This window comes from Nocardioides xinjiangensis, from assembly GCF_017916385.1.
Taxonomy (GTDB): Bacteria; Actinomycetota; Actinomycetes; order Propionibacteriales; family Nocardioidaceae; genus Nocardioides; species Nocardioides xinjiangensis.
In genome coordinates this window covers 302976-319429 of the sequence record NZ_JAFMSW010000002.1, presented here as the reverse complement: position 1 = coordinate 319429, position 16454 = coordinate 302976, and the positions used below count along the sequence as shown (strand labels likewise).

The 16454-nt window shown below is 72.7% G+C and carries 16 protein-coding genes; 6 read left to right on the top strand and 10 right to left on the bottom strand.

Annotation, left to right across the window (positions count from 1 at the left end; translation table 11 throughout):
- Window positions 1–29 precede the first annotated feature (29 nt).
- Window positions 30–725 (top strand): DNA alkylation repair protein, encoded by a 696-nt coding sequence (locus J3P32_RS16365; RefSeq protein WP_210441197.1) that lies wholly within the window; start codon window positions 30–32, stop codon window positions 723–725.
- 54 nt (window positions 726–779) lie between these two features.
- On the opposite strand, the gene J3P32_RS16360 is transcribed toward J3P32_RS16365, so the two are convergent.
- The 4 genes from J3P32_RS16360 to J3P32_RS16345 form a co-directional block, all read right to left on the bottom strand.
- Window positions 780–1523, bottom strand: coding sequence for a sirohydrochlorin chelatase (locus J3P32_RS16360; RefSeq protein ID WP_210441195.1), 744 nt, complete (start codon window positions 1521–1523; stop codon window positions 780–782).
- 97 nt (window positions 1524–1620) lie between these two features.
- A complete protein-coding gene (locus tag J3P32_RS16355) occupies window positions 1621–2364 on the bottom strand; it encodes a phosphoadenylyl-sulfate reductase (protein WP_210441193.1) in 744 nt (247 codons plus the stop codon).
- A complete protein-coding gene (locus J3P32_RS16350; RefSeq protein ID WP_056600593.1) occupies window positions 2361–2516 on the bottom strand; it encodes an eL43 family ribosomal protein in 156 nt (51 codons plus the stop codon). Before J3P32_RS16350 ends, J3P32_RS16355 begins: the two co-directional genes overlap by 4 nt.
- Window positions 2517–2531: 15 nt before the next feature.
- Window positions 2532–4250, bottom strand: coding sequence for a nitrite/sulfite reductase (locus tag J3P32_RS16345; RefSeq protein WP_210441191.1), 1719 nt, complete (start codon window positions 4248–4250; stop codon window positions 2532–2534).
- A 357-nt stretch (window positions 4251–4607) separates the two neighbouring features.
- Here J3P32_RS16345 and J3P32_RS16340 point away from each other — a divergent pair, with 357 nt between their 5' ends.
- The gene (locus tag J3P32_RS16340) at window positions 4608–6044 is read left to right on the top strand and encodes a glycine hydroxymethyltransferase (protein WP_210441189.1); all 1437 of its coding nucleotides are present in this window, start codon (window positions 4608–4610) and stop codon (window positions 6042–6044) included.
- A gap of 400 nt (window positions 6045–6444) precedes the next feature.
- Here J3P32_RS16340 and glgA read toward each other — a convergent pair whose 3' ends face one another.
- On the bottom strand, window positions 6445–7632 hold the full coding sequence (glgA, locus tag J3P32_RS16335) for a glycogen synthase (RefSeq protein WP_210441187.1): 1188 nt from the start codon (window positions 7630–7632) through the stop codon (window positions 6445–6447).
- Between the two features lie 71 nt (window positions 7633–7703).
- Here glgA and glgC point away from each other — a divergent pair, with 71 nt between their 5' ends.
- Complete coding sequence (glgC, locus tag J3P32_RS16330; RefSeq protein WP_210441185.1) at window positions 7704–8957, top strand: glucose-1-phosphate adenylyltransferase; 1254 nt, start codon at window positions 7704–7706, stop codon at window positions 8955–8957.
- A 2-nt stretch (window positions 8958–8959) separates the two neighbouring features.
- On the opposite strand, the gene J3P32_RS16325 is transcribed toward glgC, so the two are convergent.
- From J3P32_RS16325 to J3P32_RS16315, 3 genes are read right to left on the bottom strand one after another with little or no spacing between them, the layout of a single operon-like run.
- The gene (locus J3P32_RS16325; RefSeq protein WP_210441183.1) at window positions 8960–10207 is read right to left on the bottom strand and encodes an RNA polymerase sigma factor; all 1248 of its coding nucleotides are present in this window, start codon (window positions 10205–10207) and stop codon (window positions 8960–8962) included.
- Complete coding sequence (locus J3P32_RS16320) at window positions 10204–10557, bottom strand: YciI family protein (protein ID WP_210441181.1); 354 nt, start codon at window positions 10555–10557, stop codon at window positions 10204–10206. Before J3P32_RS16320 ends, J3P32_RS16325 begins: the two co-directional genes overlap by 4 nt.
- Window positions 10554–10913, bottom strand: a complete 360-nt coding sequence (locus J3P32_RS16315; protein WP_210441179.1) for a YciI family protein — start codon at window positions 10911–10913, stop codon at window positions 10554–10556. The genes J3P32_RS16320 and J3P32_RS16315 overlap by 4 nt, the downstream gene beginning before the upstream one ends.
- 126 nt (window positions 10914–11039) lie before the next feature.
- Here J3P32_RS16315 and pgm point away from each other — a divergent pair, with 126 nt between their 5' ends.
- Window positions 11040–12683: a phosphoglucomutase (alpha-D-glucose-1,6-bisphosphate-dependent) gene (pgm, locus tag J3P32_RS16310; protein WP_210441177.1), complete on the top strand. Its 1644-nt coding sequence runs from the start codon at window positions 11040–11042 to the stop codon at window positions 12681–12683.
- Here the strand turns inward: pgm and J3P32_RS16305 are convergent.
- Both J3P32_RS16305 and J3P32_RS16300 read right to left on the bottom strand, forming a co-directional pair.
- The gene (locus tag J3P32_RS16305) at window positions 12675–12992 is read right to left on the bottom strand and encodes a hypothetical protein (protein ID WP_210441175.1); all 318 of its coding nucleotides are present in this window, start codon (window positions 12990–12992) and stop codon (window positions 12675–12677) included. The two genes, pgm and J3P32_RS16305, sit on opposite strands and share 9 nt — an antisense overlap.
- A gap of 240 nt (window positions 12993–13232) precedes the next feature.
- Window positions 13233–14312, bottom strand: coding sequence for a matrixin family metalloprotease (locus J3P32_RS16300; RefSeq protein WP_210441173.1), 1080 nt, complete (start codon window positions 14310–14312; stop codon window positions 13233–13235).
- 83 nt (window positions 14313–14395) lie between these two features.
- On the opposite strand from J3P32_RS16300, the gene J3P32_RS16295 reads away from it, so the two are divergent.
- Both J3P32_RS16295 and J3P32_RS16290 read left to right on the top strand, forming a co-directional pair.
- A complete protein-coding gene (locus tag J3P32_RS16295) occupies window positions 14396–15361 on the top strand; it encodes a YihY/virulence factor BrkB family protein (RefSeq protein WP_210441171.1) in 966 nt (321 codons plus the stop codon).
- 2 nt (window positions 15362–15363) lie between these two features.
- On the top strand, window positions 15364–16452 hold the full coding sequence (locus tag J3P32_RS16290) for a potassium channel family protein (RefSeq protein WP_307807893.1): 1089 nt from the start codon (window positions 15364–15366) through the stop codon (window positions 16450–16452).
- Window positions 16453–16454 lie beyond the last annotated feature (2 nt).

Here is a 16454-nt window from a genome sequence, read left to right as displayed (position 1 = left end):
CGTCCGCTGAGCCGGGCGGAGCACGCTCGATGACGTACGTCTCCGCGGTCCGCGCGGCCCTGGCGCGGTCGGGCGACCCGGAGCGGGCCGCGCGGCAGCAGGCGTACATGAAGTCCGCGCTGCCGTTCGTCGGCCTCGGCTCGCCCGCCCTCGAGGCGCTGCTGGGGCCGCTGCTCGTCGAGCACCGCTTCGTCGACCGGGCACAGTGGGAGGCCGCCGTCCTCGAGCTGTGGGAGGACGCCACCTCTCGCGAGGAGTGGTACGCCGCGATCGCGCTGGTGCGTCACCGTGCCCACCGGCAGTGGCTGGACCCCGACGTGCTGCCGCTGCTCGAGCGGCTCGTCCGCTCCGGGGCGTGGTGGGACGTCGTCGACGAGATCGCGGTCCACCCCGTGGGGCAGGTGCTGCTCGACCACCGCGAGGAGGCGACGCGGGTCGTCGATGCGTGGTCGGTCGACCGCGACAGCCTGTGGGTCCGGCGTACGGCCGTGCTCGCGCAGCTGCGGCACGGCGAGCGGACCGACACGGCCCTGCTCGCGAGGGTGCTGGTCGCGAACCTCGACGACACGGCGTACGGCACGGACTTCTTCATCCGCAAGGCGCTCGGCTGGGCCCTGCGCCAGCACGCCCGCACCGACCCGTCGTGGGTCCGCACGTTCGTGCGCACCCACGCGGACCGCCTCAGCGGTCTCTCCCGCCGTGAGGCCCTCAAGCACCTCGACTGACGTCCGAGGCGGAGCCGCCCGGGCGAGCACCCACCCCGGCGGACGCGGCTCGGCTCAGACGGGCACCAGCTCGACGGCGCCGACGGCATAACGGGCCAGGATCGCGCGGGCGACGGCCGGGTGGGCACCCAGCGGGTCGGAGACCGCGACGGCTCCGGCCTCGACAGCGAGCTCGGCGGCCCGGTCGGGGAGCCGTCCCGGGGCGAGGAAGAACGACGCCACGGCGATGTGGCGCTTGCCCTCGGCGCGGAACGCCCGGACCGCCTCGCCCGCGGCCGGCGGGGCCGCGGAGGCGAAGGCCGCGGTGACCGGCAACCGGTGACGAGCGCCCCAGGTGCGGGCGATGCGGGCGACGGCCTGGTTGGCGAGCGGGTCGGAGGAGCCGGCTGCAGCGAGCACGAGGGCGTCGAGCTCGCGCACGCGCGCCGCCCGGAGCGCGTCGCGCAGGCGGACGTCGAGCACCTCGAGGAACGCGGACTCCATGCCGAGGATCCGGCTCGCCTGGATGCGGACGCCCTCGTGGCGGGCCATGGCCGCGGCGATGGCCTCCGGGACGTCGACCTTGGCGTGGTAGGCCTCGGTGAGCAGGAGGGGCACGACGACGATCTCGTCGAAGCCGGCCTTCACGAGCCGGTCGACGACCGTGTCGAAGGTCGGCTTGGAGAGGTCGAGGAACGCCGTCTCGACGCGGAGGTCGGGGCGCATCGCCTTGACCTCGGCGACGAGCGCCTTGATCGTCGCGGCCGAACGCGGGTCCCGGCTTCCGTGGGCCAGGGCAACCAGAGCAGGAGCAGCCATCAGGGGTGCCTCCGATCGTGTGTGGTGCGGTGGTGCTGGGTGGGTGCGACGACGCTGTCGCTGGTCTGTCGTGCGATCTGCGGTGAGGTTCGGGGCGTCATGCGTGGATCCCGCACTCGGTCTTGCTCGTGCCGGCCCAGCGCCCGCTGCGCGGGTCGTCGCCCGGGGCCACCCGGCGGGTGCACGGCCAGCACCCGATGCTCGGGTAGCCGTCGTGGACGAGGGGGTTCACGAGGACGCCGTTCTCGGCGATGTACTGCTCGACCTGCTCGTCGCTCCACCGGGCCAGCGGCGAGACCTTGACCTTGCCCTTCCGGGCGTCCCAGCCGATGACCGGCGCGATGACCCGGTTGTGCGTCTCCGCCCGGCGCAGCCCGGTCGCCCAGGCGTCGTAGTCGGCCAGGGCGTCGTTGAGCGGCTTGACCTTGCGCAGGGCGCAGCACAGGTCGGGGTCGGTGCGGAACAGCTCCGCGCCGTGCTCGGCGTCCTGCTCCGCCACGCTCTGCGCAGGTCGCACCGTGCGCAGGTTGACCGGCAGCGTCGCCTCGACGGCGTCGCGGGTGCCGATGGTCTCGACGAAGTGGTAGCCGGTGTCGAGGAACACGACGTCGATGCCGGGCGCCACCGTCGAGGCCAGGTGCGCGAGGACCGCGTCGCCCATCGACGACGTCACCGCGAACCGGTCGCCGAACGTGGCCACGGCCCACTCGATGATCACCTCGGCCGGTGCGAGCTCGAGCTCGGCGCCGACGTGGGAGACCAGCTCGCGCAGCTCCTCCGGCGTACGTCCCTCGGTGTGCGTGCCCTTGAAGTCGCGGGCGGCGGCGGTGGACAGGCTCATGCCGCGCCTCCGCCCGGCCGGATCATGCCGGTCATCTGCACGGTGAACGCCCGCAGGCACGAGCGGCACTCCCACGCGCCTGCGCCCTCACGGGGGAACAGGTTCTCGTCCCCGCAGTAGGGGCAGTGGAAGGGCTGTGCTCTCTCAGACATGGGCGCGCTCGGACATCAGACGCCCACCGGCTGCGGCTCGCCGCGCAACAGCACCTCGTCGGCCCGCGCCACCCAGGCGGCGAAGCGCTCGCCGTCGGTGCGGTCCTCGAGGTAGGCGGCCACCACGCGGGTGACGTAGTCGTCGAGGCCCGCGCTGGTCACCTTGTGGGCGCGCAGCTTGCGGCCCATGGCCGGGTTCAGGCCCAGGGACCCGCCGAGGTGGACCTGGAAGCCCTCGACCTGCCGGCCGTCGGCGTCCATGACCAGCTGGCCCTTGAGGCCGATGTCGGCGACCTGGGTGCGGGCGCAGGCGTTGGGGCAGCCGTTGACGTTGACCGTGATGTCGGTGTCGAGGTCGGGGAACCGCTTCTCCAGCTCCGTCACCAGGCGGCGCGCCCGCTCCTTGGTGTCGACGATGGCGAGCTTGCAGAACTCGATGCCGGTGCACGCCATGGTCGAGCGGCGCCAGTTGCTGGGGCGCGCCGTGAGCCCGATCGTCTCGAGGTCGTCGGCGAACGCCTCGGCGTCCTCCGCGGCGACGCCGATGACGACGAGCTTCTGGTACGCCGTCAGCCGGGCGCCGCGGGCGCCGTAGCGCTCGACGAGGTCACCGAGCGCGGACAGCGTGGTGCCGTCGATGCGACCCACGACGGGGGCGGCGCCGACGTAGAAGCGGCCGTCCTTCTGCTCGTGGATCCCGATGTGGTCACCGGGCACGACCGGCGACTCGGGGGAGGGGTTGTCGACGAGCGCGCGGTGGAGGTACTCGTTCTCGAGCACCTCGCGGAACTTCTCCTTGCCCCAGTCGGCGAGGAGGAACTTGAGGCGGGCCTTGGAGCGCAGCCGCCGGTAGCCGTAGTCGCGGAAGATCCCGGCCACGCCCTCCCAGGCGTCGGGCACCTCGTCGGCCGGGATCCAGACGCCCAGCTTGTGCGCGAGCATCGGGTTGGTCGAGAGGCCGCCGCCGACCCAGAGGTCGAAGCCCGGGCCGTGCTCGGGGTGGACGGTGCCGACGAACGCCACGTCGTTGACCTCGGGCGCGACGTCGTGGCTGGGGTGGCCGGTCAGCGCGGTCTTGAACTTCCGCGGCAGGTTGGAGTACTCGGGGTTGCCGAGGATGCGCCGCTTGATCTCGGCGAGCGCCTCGGAGCCGTCGATGATCTCGTCCTTGGCGATGCCGGCGACGGGGGAGCCGAGGAAGGGCCGCGGGCTGTCGCCGCACGCCTCCAGCGTGGTGAGGCCGACGGACTCCAGCCGCTCCCAGATCGCCGGGACGCTCTCGATCTCGATCCAGTGGTACTGGATGTTGTTGCGGTCGGTGATGTCCGCGGTGTTGCGGGCGTACGCGGTCGACAGCTCACCCAGGGCACGCAGGGCCGCGCCGTCCAGGATCGCGCCGTCGGTGCGCACGCGCATCATGAAGAACCGGTCGTCGAGCTCCTCCTCCTCGAGCTGCGCGGTCTTGCCGCCGTCGAAGCCGGGAGCCCGCTGCGTGTAGAGCCCCATCCAGCGGAAGCGGCCACGCAGGTCGGCCGGATCGATGGAGTCGAAGCCGCGGCGCGAGTAGGTGTAGAGGATGCGGTCCCGGACGTTGAGCGGGTCGTCGTCCTTCTTGGACTGCTCGTTCTTGTTGAGCGGCTCGGTGTAGCCGAGCGCCCACTGGCCCTCGGCGCGCTTCGGGCGCGGGATCTCGGTGTGCTGGGCGGCCTGGGGCTTGAACCGGAGGTCGGGCATGGTCAGGAGAGTCCTGTTCGCTGATGAAGTGCCGCGCGCGACGTTGAGCGCGGGAGGGACGTTCTTGGGGGCGGCGTCAGCGATGCCAACAGGTCGCGCTGCCCACGCGCATGAGGTCGACGTGACGTCGGACCACGAGGTGCGCATGGGTGGAGGCGTTGACCATGTCAAGAAGTCTCAGGGCGTGGACACCGGTTCCACAAGCCGAAATCCCGCGATGCGAGATGACGCGCCACATGCTGAGATGGCGGGTGGCTGTGTCGCCCCGCGGACGGCCGGAATGCGGTCCAGGTCACACTCTTCACGCTCGGGCCGGGGTTCTCCTCGTCCGCGCCGACGGCCTCTAGGCTGTCACCCATGACGGACTCCCTCATCAGCAGTGCGTACTCGCAGGCCCTCGAGGTCATCGCCTCGGTCGAGCCCCGCATCGCCGAGGCGACCCGGCAGGAGCTCGCCGACCAGCGCGCGTCGCTCAAGCTGATCGCCTCGGAGAACTACGCCTCGCCGGCGGTCCTGATGACGATGGGCACCTGGTTCAGCGACAAGTACGCCGAGGGCACCGTCGGTCACCGCTTCTACGCCGGCTGCCAGAACGTCGACACCGTCGAGTCGCTGGCGGCCGAGCACGCGCGCGAGCTGTTCGGAGCGCCGTACGCCTACGTGCAGCCGCACTCGGGCATCGACGCCAACCTCGTCGCCTTCTGGTCGATCCTGGCCAACCGGGTCGAGACGCCCTACCTGGAGAAGCTGCAGGCCAAGAACGTCAACGAGCTCACCGAGGCCGACTGGGAGACCTTGCGTCACGAGTTCGGCAACCAGCGGCTGCTCGGGATGTCGCTCGACGCCGGCGGGCACCTCACCCACGGCTTCCGTCCCAACATCAGCGGCAAGATGTTCCACCAGCAGCAGTACGGCACCGACCCGGAGACCGGCCTTCTCGACTACGACGCGGTGGCCGCCAAGGCGCGCGAGTTCAAGCCGCTCGTGCTGGTCGCCGGCTACTCCGCCTACCCCCGGCGGGTGAACTTCGCGAAGATGCGCGAGATCGCCGACGAGGTGGGCGCCGTGCTGATGGTCGACATGGCGCACTTCGCCGGCCTGGTGGCGGGCAAGGTCTTCACCGGCGACGAGGACCCGGTGCCCCACGCCCACATCACCACCACCACCACGCACAAGTCCCTCCGTGGTCCGCGCGGCGGCATGGTGCTGGCCCAGGAGGAGTTCGCCGCCGACGTCGACCGCGGCTGCCCGATGGTCCTCGGCGGCCCGCTGTCGCACGTGATGGCCGCCAAGGCCGTTGCCTTCGCGGAGGCGCGCACCACCGAGTTCCAGGACTACGCGCAGCGCATCGCCGACAACGCCCACTCGCTCGCGGAGGGCTTCCTGACCCGCGGCGCCACGCTGGTCACCGGCGGCACCGACAACCACATCGTGCTGCTCGACGTCTCCTCGTTCGGCCTCACCGGCCGCCAGGCGGAGTCGGCACTGCTCGAGGCCGGTGTGGTCACCAACCGCAACTCGGTCCCGGCCGACCCCAACGGCGCCTGGTACACCTCCGGCGTCCGCCTCGGCACCCCGGCCCTGACCACCCGCGGGTTCGGCCACGACGAGTTCGACACCGTCGCCGAGCTCATTGTCGACGTGCTCAGCAACACCGAGGCCGGCACCACCAAGGCCGGCGGCCCCAGCAAGGCGTCGTACGTCCTGGGCGACGGCGTCGCCGACCGCGTCGTCAAGCGGTCCGCGGAGCTGCTCGACAAGCACCCGCTCTACCCGGGCCTCGTCCTGGGCTGACCGCGGGGCCGGCGGCACTCGGGCGGCGCGGGCGGCTCGGGCCGCGCCCGGCTGGCGCCCGCTGCGTCATACGAAGGCGGACGTATGGGTGCTGGTTCGTATGACGCTGAGCTCCGGCCACGCGGGCGGCGCCCGCTGCGTCATACGAAAGCGGACGTATGGGTGCTCGTTCGTATGACGCTGGGGCCGGGCGGCTCGGGCGGCTCGGGCGGCGCCCGGTGCGTCATACGAAGGCGGACGTATGGGTGCTGGTTCGTATGACGCTGAGGCCGGGCGGCTCGGGCGGCGTCCGGTGCGTCATGCGAAGGCGGACGTATAGGTGCTGGTTCGTATGACGTGGGGCCCGGGCCGCGCGAGAAAGCGGGCCGGCGCTCCGGCGCGGGCCCCGGCCCCGTCCGCCCTACGCCAGCGACCGGTACAGGTCCAGGGTCCGCGCGGCGATCGAGCCCCAGCTGAAGGACTCCTCGGCCCGGCGGCGGCCGGCCGCGCCGAAGGCCCGCGCCCGGTCGGGGTCGCTGACGGCCTCGATCAGCGCGCCGGCGAGGTCGGCGACGTAGCGGTCGGGGTCGAGGGGGGTGCCGGTGCCGTCGGAGGCCTGCTCGATCGGGACCAGCCAGCCGGTCTCACCGTGGACGACGACCTCGGGGATGCCACCGGTCGCGGTGGCGACCACCGCGGTCTCGCAGGCCATCGCCTCGAGGTTCACGATGCCCAGCGGCTCGTAGATCGACGGGCAGGCGAAGACGGTCGCGCCGGTCAGCAGCGTCATCACGTCGGCCCGGGGAAGCATCTCGGGGATCCAGACGACGCCGGAACGCGTGGTGGCGAGGTCGTCGACGAGGCCGCGCACCTCGGCCTCGATCTCGGGGGTGTCGGGTGCGCCCGCGCACAGCACCAGCTGGACCTCCGGCGGCAGGGCGGCCGCGGCACGGAGGAAGAGCGGCAGCCCCTTCTGGCGGGTGATCCGGCCGACGAAGACCACGCTCGGCCGGTCGGGGTCCACGCCGAGCTCGCGCAGCCGGTCGGGGTCCTCCACCGGCGACCACTCCGCGGTGTCGATGCCGTTGTGCACGACGTGCACCCTCGCGGGGTCGACGGACGGATAGCTGCGCAGCACGTCGTCGCGCATCGCGGCGCTGACCGCGATGATAGCGGCGGCGCCCTCGTACGCCGTGCGCTCCGCCCAGCTCGACACCGCGTAGCCGCCGCCGAGCTGCTCGGCCTTCCACGGCCGCATCGGCTCCAGCGAGTGGGCGCTGACGACGTGCGGGACGCCGTGCATCAGCCCGGCGAGGTGGCCGGCCGTGTTGGCGTACCAGGTGTGCGAGTGCACCACGTCGGCGCCGGCGCAGTCGTCGACCATCGCCAGGTCCACGCCGAGCGTGCGGATGGCCGGGTTGGCCCCGGCCAGCGACTCCGGCTCGGCGTACGCCGTGGTGCCGGGCTCGGAGCGCGGGGCACCGAAGCAGCGCACGCGGGCGTCCACGTCGGGCAGGACGCGCAGCGCGCGGACCAGCTCGGCCACGTGCACGCCGGCACCGCCGTAGATCTCCGGGGGGTACTCCTTGCTGAGGACGTCGATGCGCATGACCCGAACCTAGTCCTCTCCCCACCTGATGGAAGGTCGACCGCGCCTCCGCGGACGGCTAGTTTCATCGCATGGCAGTCACGCCGCGTCGCAAGAAGGTCCTCGCCGTCGTCCTGGCCGGCGGTGAGGGCAAGCGCCTGATGCCGCTCACCGCCGACCGCGCCAAGCCCGCCGTGCCCTTCGGGGGCATCTACCGGCTCATCGACTTCGCGCTGTCCAACGTCGTCAACTCCGGCTACCTCAAGGTCGTCGTGCTGACGCAGTACAAGTCGCACAGCCTTGACCGGCACGTCACCACGACGTGGCGGATGTCGAACCTGCTGGGCAACTACGTCACGCCCGTGCCGGCCCAGCAGCGCGTGGGCAAGCGGTGGTACCTCGGTAGCGCGGACGCGATCTACCAGTCCCTCAACCTGCTCACCGACGAGCAGCCGGACATCGTGGTGGTGGTCGGCGCCGACCACGTCTACCGGATGGACTTCGCCCAGATGGTCGCCGCCCACGTGGAGTCCGGCGCCGGGTGCACGGTGGCCGCGATCCGGCAGCCGATCAGCCTCGCCGACCAGTTCGGCGTGATCGACGTCGACCCGGCCAGCCCGCGCCGGATCCGTGCCTTCCTCGAGAAGCCGACCGACCCGGTGGGCCTGCCGGACGCGCCGGAGGAGGTGCTGGCGAGCATGGGCAACTACGTCTTCGACGCCGACGCGCTCCGCGACGCCGTCACCCGCGACGCGGAGGCGGAGCAGTCCAAGCACGACATGGGGGGCGACATCGTGCCGTGGTTCGTGGACAAGTCCGAGTCGGCCGTCTACGACTACAAGGACAACGAGGTCCCGGGTGCCACCGACCGCGACCGGGGCTACTGGCGCGACGTCGGGACGATGCGGTCCTACTACGCCGCCCACATGGACCTGGTCTCACCGCTGCCCGTGTTCAACCTCTACAACACCGCCTGGCCGATCTACACCAGCTACGGACCGCATCCGCCGGCCAAGCTCGTGGAGGGCGCGAGCGGCGCCGGCGTCTCGACGTTCAACTCGATCCTGTCCCCGGGCGTCGTCGTCAGCGGCGGCGCGGTGAACCGCTCCGTGCTCTCGCCCGCGGTGTGGGTCAAGGACGGCGCCGAGGTGTCGGACTCGGTCCTCATGGACGGCGTCCACGTCGGCGAGGGGGCGATCGTCCGCAACGCCATCATCGACAAGGGCGTCAAGGTCCCGCCGGGCGCCCGCATCGGCGTGGACCAGGAGGCCGACCGCGCTCGCGGCTTCGTCGTCGACGAGGGGCTCACCGTGCTCGCCAAGCAGCAGGCCGTCCCGGAGGACTGAGCTCACAGCTCCTCGCGCCGGCTCACCAGGAACTCGCGCTCGACCTCGTTGCGGCACGCGGCGATGGCCTGGTCGTACGCCGCGCGCGCCGCGTCGGTGTCGCCGGCGCGCGACAGCAGCTCGGCACGCACCGCCGCGGGCCGGTGGCTGTCGGCCATCTCCAGCCCCTCGAGCGCGGCGAGGCCGGCGGCCGCTCCGCGGTGCTCGGCGACGGCGACGGCTCGGGCCAGGCGCGCCGCCGGGGAGGGCGCCACCCGCAGCAGCAGGTCGTACAGCTCGACGACACGGTCCCAGCGGGTGGCCTCCGCCGTCGGGGCGGTGGCGTGCTCGGCGGCGATCCGCGCCTGCAGCAGGTACGACGCGGCGAGCGGCGTCAGCGGGCCGGTCAGGCTCGGTGTGGCCAGCAGCCGCATCGCCTCGGCGATCTCGTCGTGGCGCCACCGGGTGCGGTCCTGGTCGGCGAGCAGCACCAGCCGGCCGTCGTGCGCGCGGGCGTCGCGTCGGGAGTGCTGCAGCAGCACCAGCGCCAGCAGCGCGACCAGCGCCGGCTCGTCGGGACGCAGGGCCAGCACGACGCGCACCAGGCGGATCGCCTCGCCCGAGAGCTCGGCGCGCAGCAGGTCGGGACCGGCGCCGGGGGAGTAGCCGGCGGTGAAGGCCAGGTAGGCGGTCTGCGCCACCACGTCGAGCCGCTCGGGCAGCGCGGAGGAGTCGGGGACGGCGAACGGGATGCCGGCACCGACGATCCGCTTCTTGGCCCGGGTGATGCGTGCGGCCATCGTCGGCTCGGGCACCAGGAACAGCCGCGCGATGTCGGCTGTCGGCACACCGAGGACGAGCCGCAGCGAGAGCGCGCTCGCGGCCTCGCGGGCGAGGGCGGGGTGGGCGCACATGAGCACCAGCCGGAGGACGTCGTCCTCGACGAGGGTGCCGCCGTCGGCCATCGTGCGGGCGCCCTCCTGGGTGCGCTCGACGTCGGTGGCCAGCAGCGGCAGCCTGCGCCGGGCTACCTCCTCGGTGCGGAGCCGGTCGACGACCCGCCGCCGGGCGGCGATCATCAGCCACCCCGCCGGGTTGTCCGGAACGCCGTCGGCGGGCCAGGTGCGGCTGGCCGCCTCGACGGCGTCGGCGAGGGCGTCCTCGACGAGGTCGAGCCGCCGGAACCGCGCCAGGAGCAGCGCCACGAGGCGCCCCCACTCCTGGTGCACGACCCGGGCGAGGGCGTCCTCCGGGGGCTCGGCGGCGGTCACGTGACCTCGACGGTGGGGTGGATCTGGATGTCGTAGGGCGGGAGCACCCGCAGCAGCTCCACGAGGACGTCGAGGTCGGGGGCCTCGACCAGGTAGAACCCGCCCATGCCCTCGATGGCCTCGGCGTAGGGCCCGTCGGAGAGCTCCACGGTGCCCGCCCTCGTCCGCATCACCGTCGCGTCGCGCGGGTCGCCGAGCGCCTCGCCCGCGAGCAGCTCGACGCCGTCCCGCTCGCTGCAGGCGGCGTCGAACGTCACGAACCGGCCCATCGCCGCCTCCTGCTCCTCCTCGGTGTGCTCCGACCAGGGCTTCACCTCGCCGTCGCCGACGAGCAGCACCAGGTACCTCACGACGCGCGCTCCTCGGCGGTCACGCACCGGCGCACCTCGACGGCGTCGCCCGTGGCGGCCAGGACCAGGCAGCAGTCCAGGAGGTCGTCGAGGTCGTCGGTCTCCACGAGGTAGAAGCCGCCCACCTGCTCGCGGGTCTCGGCCCACGGGCCGTCGGTGACGGTGGTGGCGTTCGGCGCGATGCTGCGCGCCTGCGACGCGCGGTGCAGCTCGGCGCCGCCGGTGACGCGGTGGCCACGCTCGACGAGCCGTGCGGTGAACGTCTCGTGGGCCTCGTAGCCGGCGGCGCGCTCCTCCTCGGGGAGGTCCCACCACCTCTCCGCGTCGCCCAGCAGCAGTACGACGTACTCGGTCATCCCATGCCTCCTGTCGCGGGCCGCAGGGCTGCGGCCTCACCCCTTTGACGGGCCCACCCTGCCGGAATCGACAGCACGGCGGCAGGTCCCTCGACCGCCGGCCTCCCGACCCACCAAGATGGGGCCATGGCCACCCACGAGAGAGCCGGACAGCCCGCCCGCCCCGAGGACCTGGTGGACGTGTCCCACCTCGTGACGGCCTACTTCGACCTCGAGCCGGACCCGGAGGACGTCGCCCAGCAGGTGGCGTTCGGCACCAGCGGCCACCGTGGCTCCTCGCTCACCACGTCCTTCAACGAGGTGCACATCGCGGCGACGACGCAGGCGATCTGCGACTACCGGCGGGAGCAGGGCTACGACGGCCCGCTCTTCATGGGTCGCGACACCCACGCGCTGTCGGAGCCCGCGTGGGCGACGGCGCTGGAGGTGCTCGTCGCCAACGACGTGACGGTCCTCGTCGACGACCGTGACGGCTTCACCCCGACCCCGGCGGTGAGCCACGCGATCCTGCGCGCCAACCAGGGACGCACCACGGGCGGCGGGCTCGCCGACGGCATCGTGGTCACCCCGTCGCACAACCCGCCGCAGGACGGCGGCTTCAAGTACAACCCACCGCACGGCGGGCCGGCCGACTCCGACGCCACGAGCGTCATCGCGGCCCGCGCCAACGAGCTGATCCGCGGCAACATCGAGGGGGTGCGGCGGGCGGCGTTCGCGCGGGCACGCGCCGCGGCGGACAGCTACGACTTCCTCGGCACCTACGTCGACGACCTGCCGTCCGTGCTCGACCTCGACGCGATCCGCGACGCCGGACTGCGCATCGGCGCCGATCCGCTGGGCGGTGCCAGCGTGGCCTACTGGGGCGAGATCGCCGAGCGGCACCGGCTCGACCTGTCGGTGGTCAACCCGCTGGTCGACCCGACGTGGCGCTTCATGACGCTCGACTGGGACGGCAGGATCCGCATGGACTGCTCCTCGCCGCACGCCATGGCGTCGCTGGTCGGGCGCAAGGACGAGTACGCCGTCGCGACGGGCAACGACGCCGACGCCGACCGGCACGGCATCGTGACGCCCGACGCCGGCCTGATGAACCCGAACCACTTCCTCGCCGTCGCCATCGCGCACCTGTTCGGGGGCGCGCGCCCCCACTGGCCGGAGGCGACCCGGATCGGCAAGACCCTGGTGTCGAGCTCGATGATCGACCGGGTGGCCGAGGCGATCGGCAGGCCGCTGGTCGAGGTGCCGGTGGGCTTCAAGTGGTTCGTCCCCGGTCTCATGGACGGCTCGTTCGGGTTCGGCGGGGAGGAGTCGGCCGGTGCGTCGTTCCTGCGCCGCGACGGCTCGACGTGGACCACCGACAAGGACGGGATCCTGCTGGCGCTGCTCGCCAGCGAGATCCTGGGCGCGACCGGGAGGACGCCGAGCGAGCACTACGCCGCCCTGGTCGCGCAGCACGGGGACCCGGCCTACGCCCGCATCGACGCGCCCGCGGACCGCGAGCAGAAGGCCAAGCTCGCGGCGCTGTCGCCCGACGACGTCGGTGCGACGTCGCTGGCCGGCGAGCAGATCACCGGCAAGCTCACCGAGGCGCCGGGCAACGGCGCGAAGATCGGCGGCCTGAAGGTCGTCACCGAGTCGGCGTGGTTCGCCGCGCGTCCCAGCGGCACGGAGGACGTCTACAAGATCTACGCGGAGTCGTTCCGCGGCCCGGAGCACCTCGCCGAGGTGCAGGAGGAGGCCCGGGAGGTGGTCTCGGCGGCCCTAGCGTGAGGAGCCGACCGGGCCCGCCTCGATCGGCTGGCGCGGCGCGTGCCAGTGCGGCCGGGCGGCGTCCGCCGGCGGCTCGTCGCGCCCGCCGTCGATCGCGTCCCTCGAGACGCTGACCGCGAGCACGGCGTCCAGGCGCACCAGCACCTGGTTCCCGGCCCCGTCGTCGAGGATGACGCCGAGCCCGTCGGAGCCGACGACGACCCCCTCGAGCCAGGTGCCGGACACCAGGACCCGCACCGGCGAGCCGGCGTCCTTGGCGTGGCGCAGCAGCGTGCCGACGGTGAACAACGTGCTCGACTGGCTCGACATGGCGGACCCCCTCAGGCTCCGGCCGACCCTACGCGCGCCCCTGCCCGTCGCCCCCGGTGTTGGGGGATCCTTGACCGAACATCCGAGATCGGATGGCCCGTCTGGACCAGTGCGCCCTCAGCCGACCGGGGTGGCGCGCTCGACGGTCGTGCGCAACGACTGGTGGGTGGCGGCACGGGGTCGGGGCGGGCCTCGGTCATGGCCCCACCGTAGGAGCTCGGCCGTCGCGGACGGCCGGGCTCAGTGCTCGGTGACGCCGTCCGGGACCGCGACGCGCTCGAGCGCCGTCTTGCGGCCGGCGCGGAGCGGGCGGACGCAGCCCGCCTGGAGACCGACCTCGGCGAAGCCCTGCAGGTCGCCGGCCTGGTAGGACATCGGCAGGTCGTAGAACTCGGGGCCCGGGGTCATGTACTGGTCGGTGGCTGGCACGTGGCCGAGCCCCATCGCGTGGCCCATCTCGTGCAGGGTGAGCTGCTGGAACTGGGCGGCCGTCATCGTCGCCGTGTCGTCGAGGTCGTAGAGCACGCCGCCGTCGCGGATGCGCAGCATCCGCCTGCCGCGGGCGTCGCGGGCCCAGACGGTGCGGTCGGAGCCGCCGCGCGCGGCGTACGCCGGGCCGAGGTCGAGCGGGGTCTCCGCGTCGGTGGTGAAGGCGAAGACCAGCATCGGGTCCTTGCGGCGGAACCTCCTGTCGAACGGCGCGGCGGAGGTCGCGCCGGTGAACCGGAAGGTGACGCCGGTGGCCTGCGACACGAGGGCGATGGTGTTGTGGATGCCCGCCGCGACCGTGGCGGCGTCGGGGGTCGCGCGCGAGGAGTTGATGCCGTAGGTCACGGTCCGGCAGGGGTCCCAGCGGTCGCCCTCCCTGCGCAGCCTGGTCCAGGAGGTGGGGGAGCCGAGCGGCACGTAGGCCGGGAGCACGGTGAGCCGGTGCGCGCGCGAGGTGTCGCCGGGGTGCTTGCGGGTCCTCACCACGCGGGTGCGGAGCTTCGAGGAGTAGAACCAGTGCGTCGGCACGGTCATCGCGTACGCGCCGGACCTGTCGGACCGCGTCCTCGCGACCGTGCGCCAGCCCGAGGCGACCCTCTGCTCGAGCACGACGGTGCGCTTGGTGCGGCCCTTGTCCCTGACCTGGCCCGAGATGGCCACGGGCGCCCCGCCCGGCGCGACGGTGGCGCTGAGCGCCGCCGACACGCGCGTCTTGCGGGGCGCGGCCTGGGCCGGCGCGGCGAGCAGGGAGACGGTCAGCACGCTCGTGCTGAGCATCGCCACGGCGGCCACGACGGGGGTGCGGGAGGCGCGGAGCGGGTGTCGGCTCATGGCGTGACGCTACCCACGTCGTGCCCGGCGAAACCCTGGCACGGGTCCGGCTGATCGACGCTCCGGCTCGATAGCGTGGCCGCATGGTCGAGGCGCGCGAGGACACCCCTGCGCGGCGCCCGGTCGAGGCGCTGCTCCGCCGCCGCCGTGAGCAGCTGTGGAGGATCGTGGTCACCACGGTCGGGTCGTGCCTGCGGCACCGGGTGACCGGGCTGGCGGCCGAGGCGGCGTTCTTCGCCGTGCTCTCCGTGCCGCCGCTCATCTTCGCCCTGGCCGGGGCGGTGGGCTTCGTCAGCGAGCGCTTCACCGACACGCAGGTGGAGGACGTCCGCAACGCCGTCCTCGACATCTCGCGCCAGGCGCTGACCGAGAGGGCCGTCAACGGCATCATCCGGCCGACGATCGACACCGTCCTCGACGGCGGTCGCTACGACGTCATCTCCATCGGCTTCGTCCTCGCGCTCTGGTCGGGCTCGCGCGCCCTCAACGTCTTCGTCGACACCATCACGATCATGCACGGCCTCGGCGGACACCGGGGGATCGTCGCCACCCGCGCGCTCTCGTTCGTGCTGTACGCGCTCGCGATGGTGACCGGCGCGGTGAGCATCCCCCTCGTGGTGGCCGGGCCGACCCTGGTCGACCGGGTCGTGCCGCACCGGCTCGACTTCGTCAACAGCCTCTACTGGCCGGTGGTCCTGGCGGTCTGCATCTGCTTCCTCGCCACGCTCTACCACGTGTCGGTGCCGGTGCGGACGAGCTGGCGCTTCAACCTGCCCGGCGCCTGCTTCGCGCTGTTCTGCTGGATCGCCGGGTCGTACGTCCTGCGCTGGGTGCTGACGGTCACCGCGGCCGAGTCGCGCTCGATCTACGGGCCGCTGGCCGCCCCGATCGCCGTCCTGCTCTGGCTCTACCTGCTCGCCCTCGCCGTGCTCATCGGCGCCGCGGTCAACGCCGCCTTCGACACCGTCTTCCCGCAGAAGAGCACGACGCGCGCCCGGCTGGAGCTGGTGCAGCGGCTGCGCGAGCGGATCAGCGTGCGAGACTCCTGACCGTGCGCGCCGACACCTCTCATCCCAGCGTGGGGCGGGTCTCCCTGCCGGAGGTGCGCCGCTCGCCGTGGTGGGAGCTGGGTCGGCGCCTGCTGGCGGCGATGTCGATCCTCGTCGGCACCGTCCTGCTGGTCTACCTCGACCGCGACGGCTACCGCGACGGCAACGACCCCACCAACACGATCAGCTGGATCGACGCGATCTACTACACGACCGTCACGCTCAGCACGACCGGCTACGGCGACATCGCCCCGGTGTCGGACCAGGCCCGCCTGGTGAACGCGTTCGTGATCACGCCGGCCCGCATCGCCTTCCTCGTCCTGCTGATCGGCACCACCCTGGAGGTCCTCGCCTCGCAGGGACGTGAGATGTTCCGGGTCGCCCGGTGGAGGAAGAAGATGGACCAGCACGTCGTCGTCGTCGGCTACGGCACCAAGGGCCGCAGCGCCATCGAGACGCTCGTCAACAACGGCTACGACCGCGAGTCGATCGTCGTGGTCGACCCCGGCCCGGTGGCGATGGAGGAGGCCAACCGCGACCAGCTCGTCGGCATCGCCGGCGACGCCACCCGACGTGGGGTGCTGCGGCAGGCGGGCGTGGAGAAGGCGACCCACGTCATCATCACCACCGACCGCGACGACTCCAACGTGCTGGTGACGCTCACGGTGCGCCAGCTCAACCCGGACGCCTGGATCGTGGCCTCGGTGCGCGAGCAGGAGAACGTCCCCCTGATGCGCCAGTCGGGCGCCAACTCGGTCATCACCTCCTCCGACGCCGTCGGCCGCCTCCTGGGCCTGTCGTCGATGTCGCCGATGCTCGGGTCGGTCATGGAGGACCTGATGACCTACGGCGAGGGCCTCGAGGTCGCGGAGCGTGACCTGCTCGTCAACGAGGTGGGCAAGCAGCCGCAGCGGCTCCCCGACCAGGTCATCGCGGTCGTGCGCGACGAGAAGGTCTACCGCTACTTCGACCCGGTCGTCTCGCTCCTCGCCCGCGGCGACCGCCTCATCGTCGTACGCCCGGCGAAGGAGCTGCCGTGGGCGCCCCGCCCCGGCACCCACGGCGAGGACTCGGCCGACGAGGACGTCTGAGC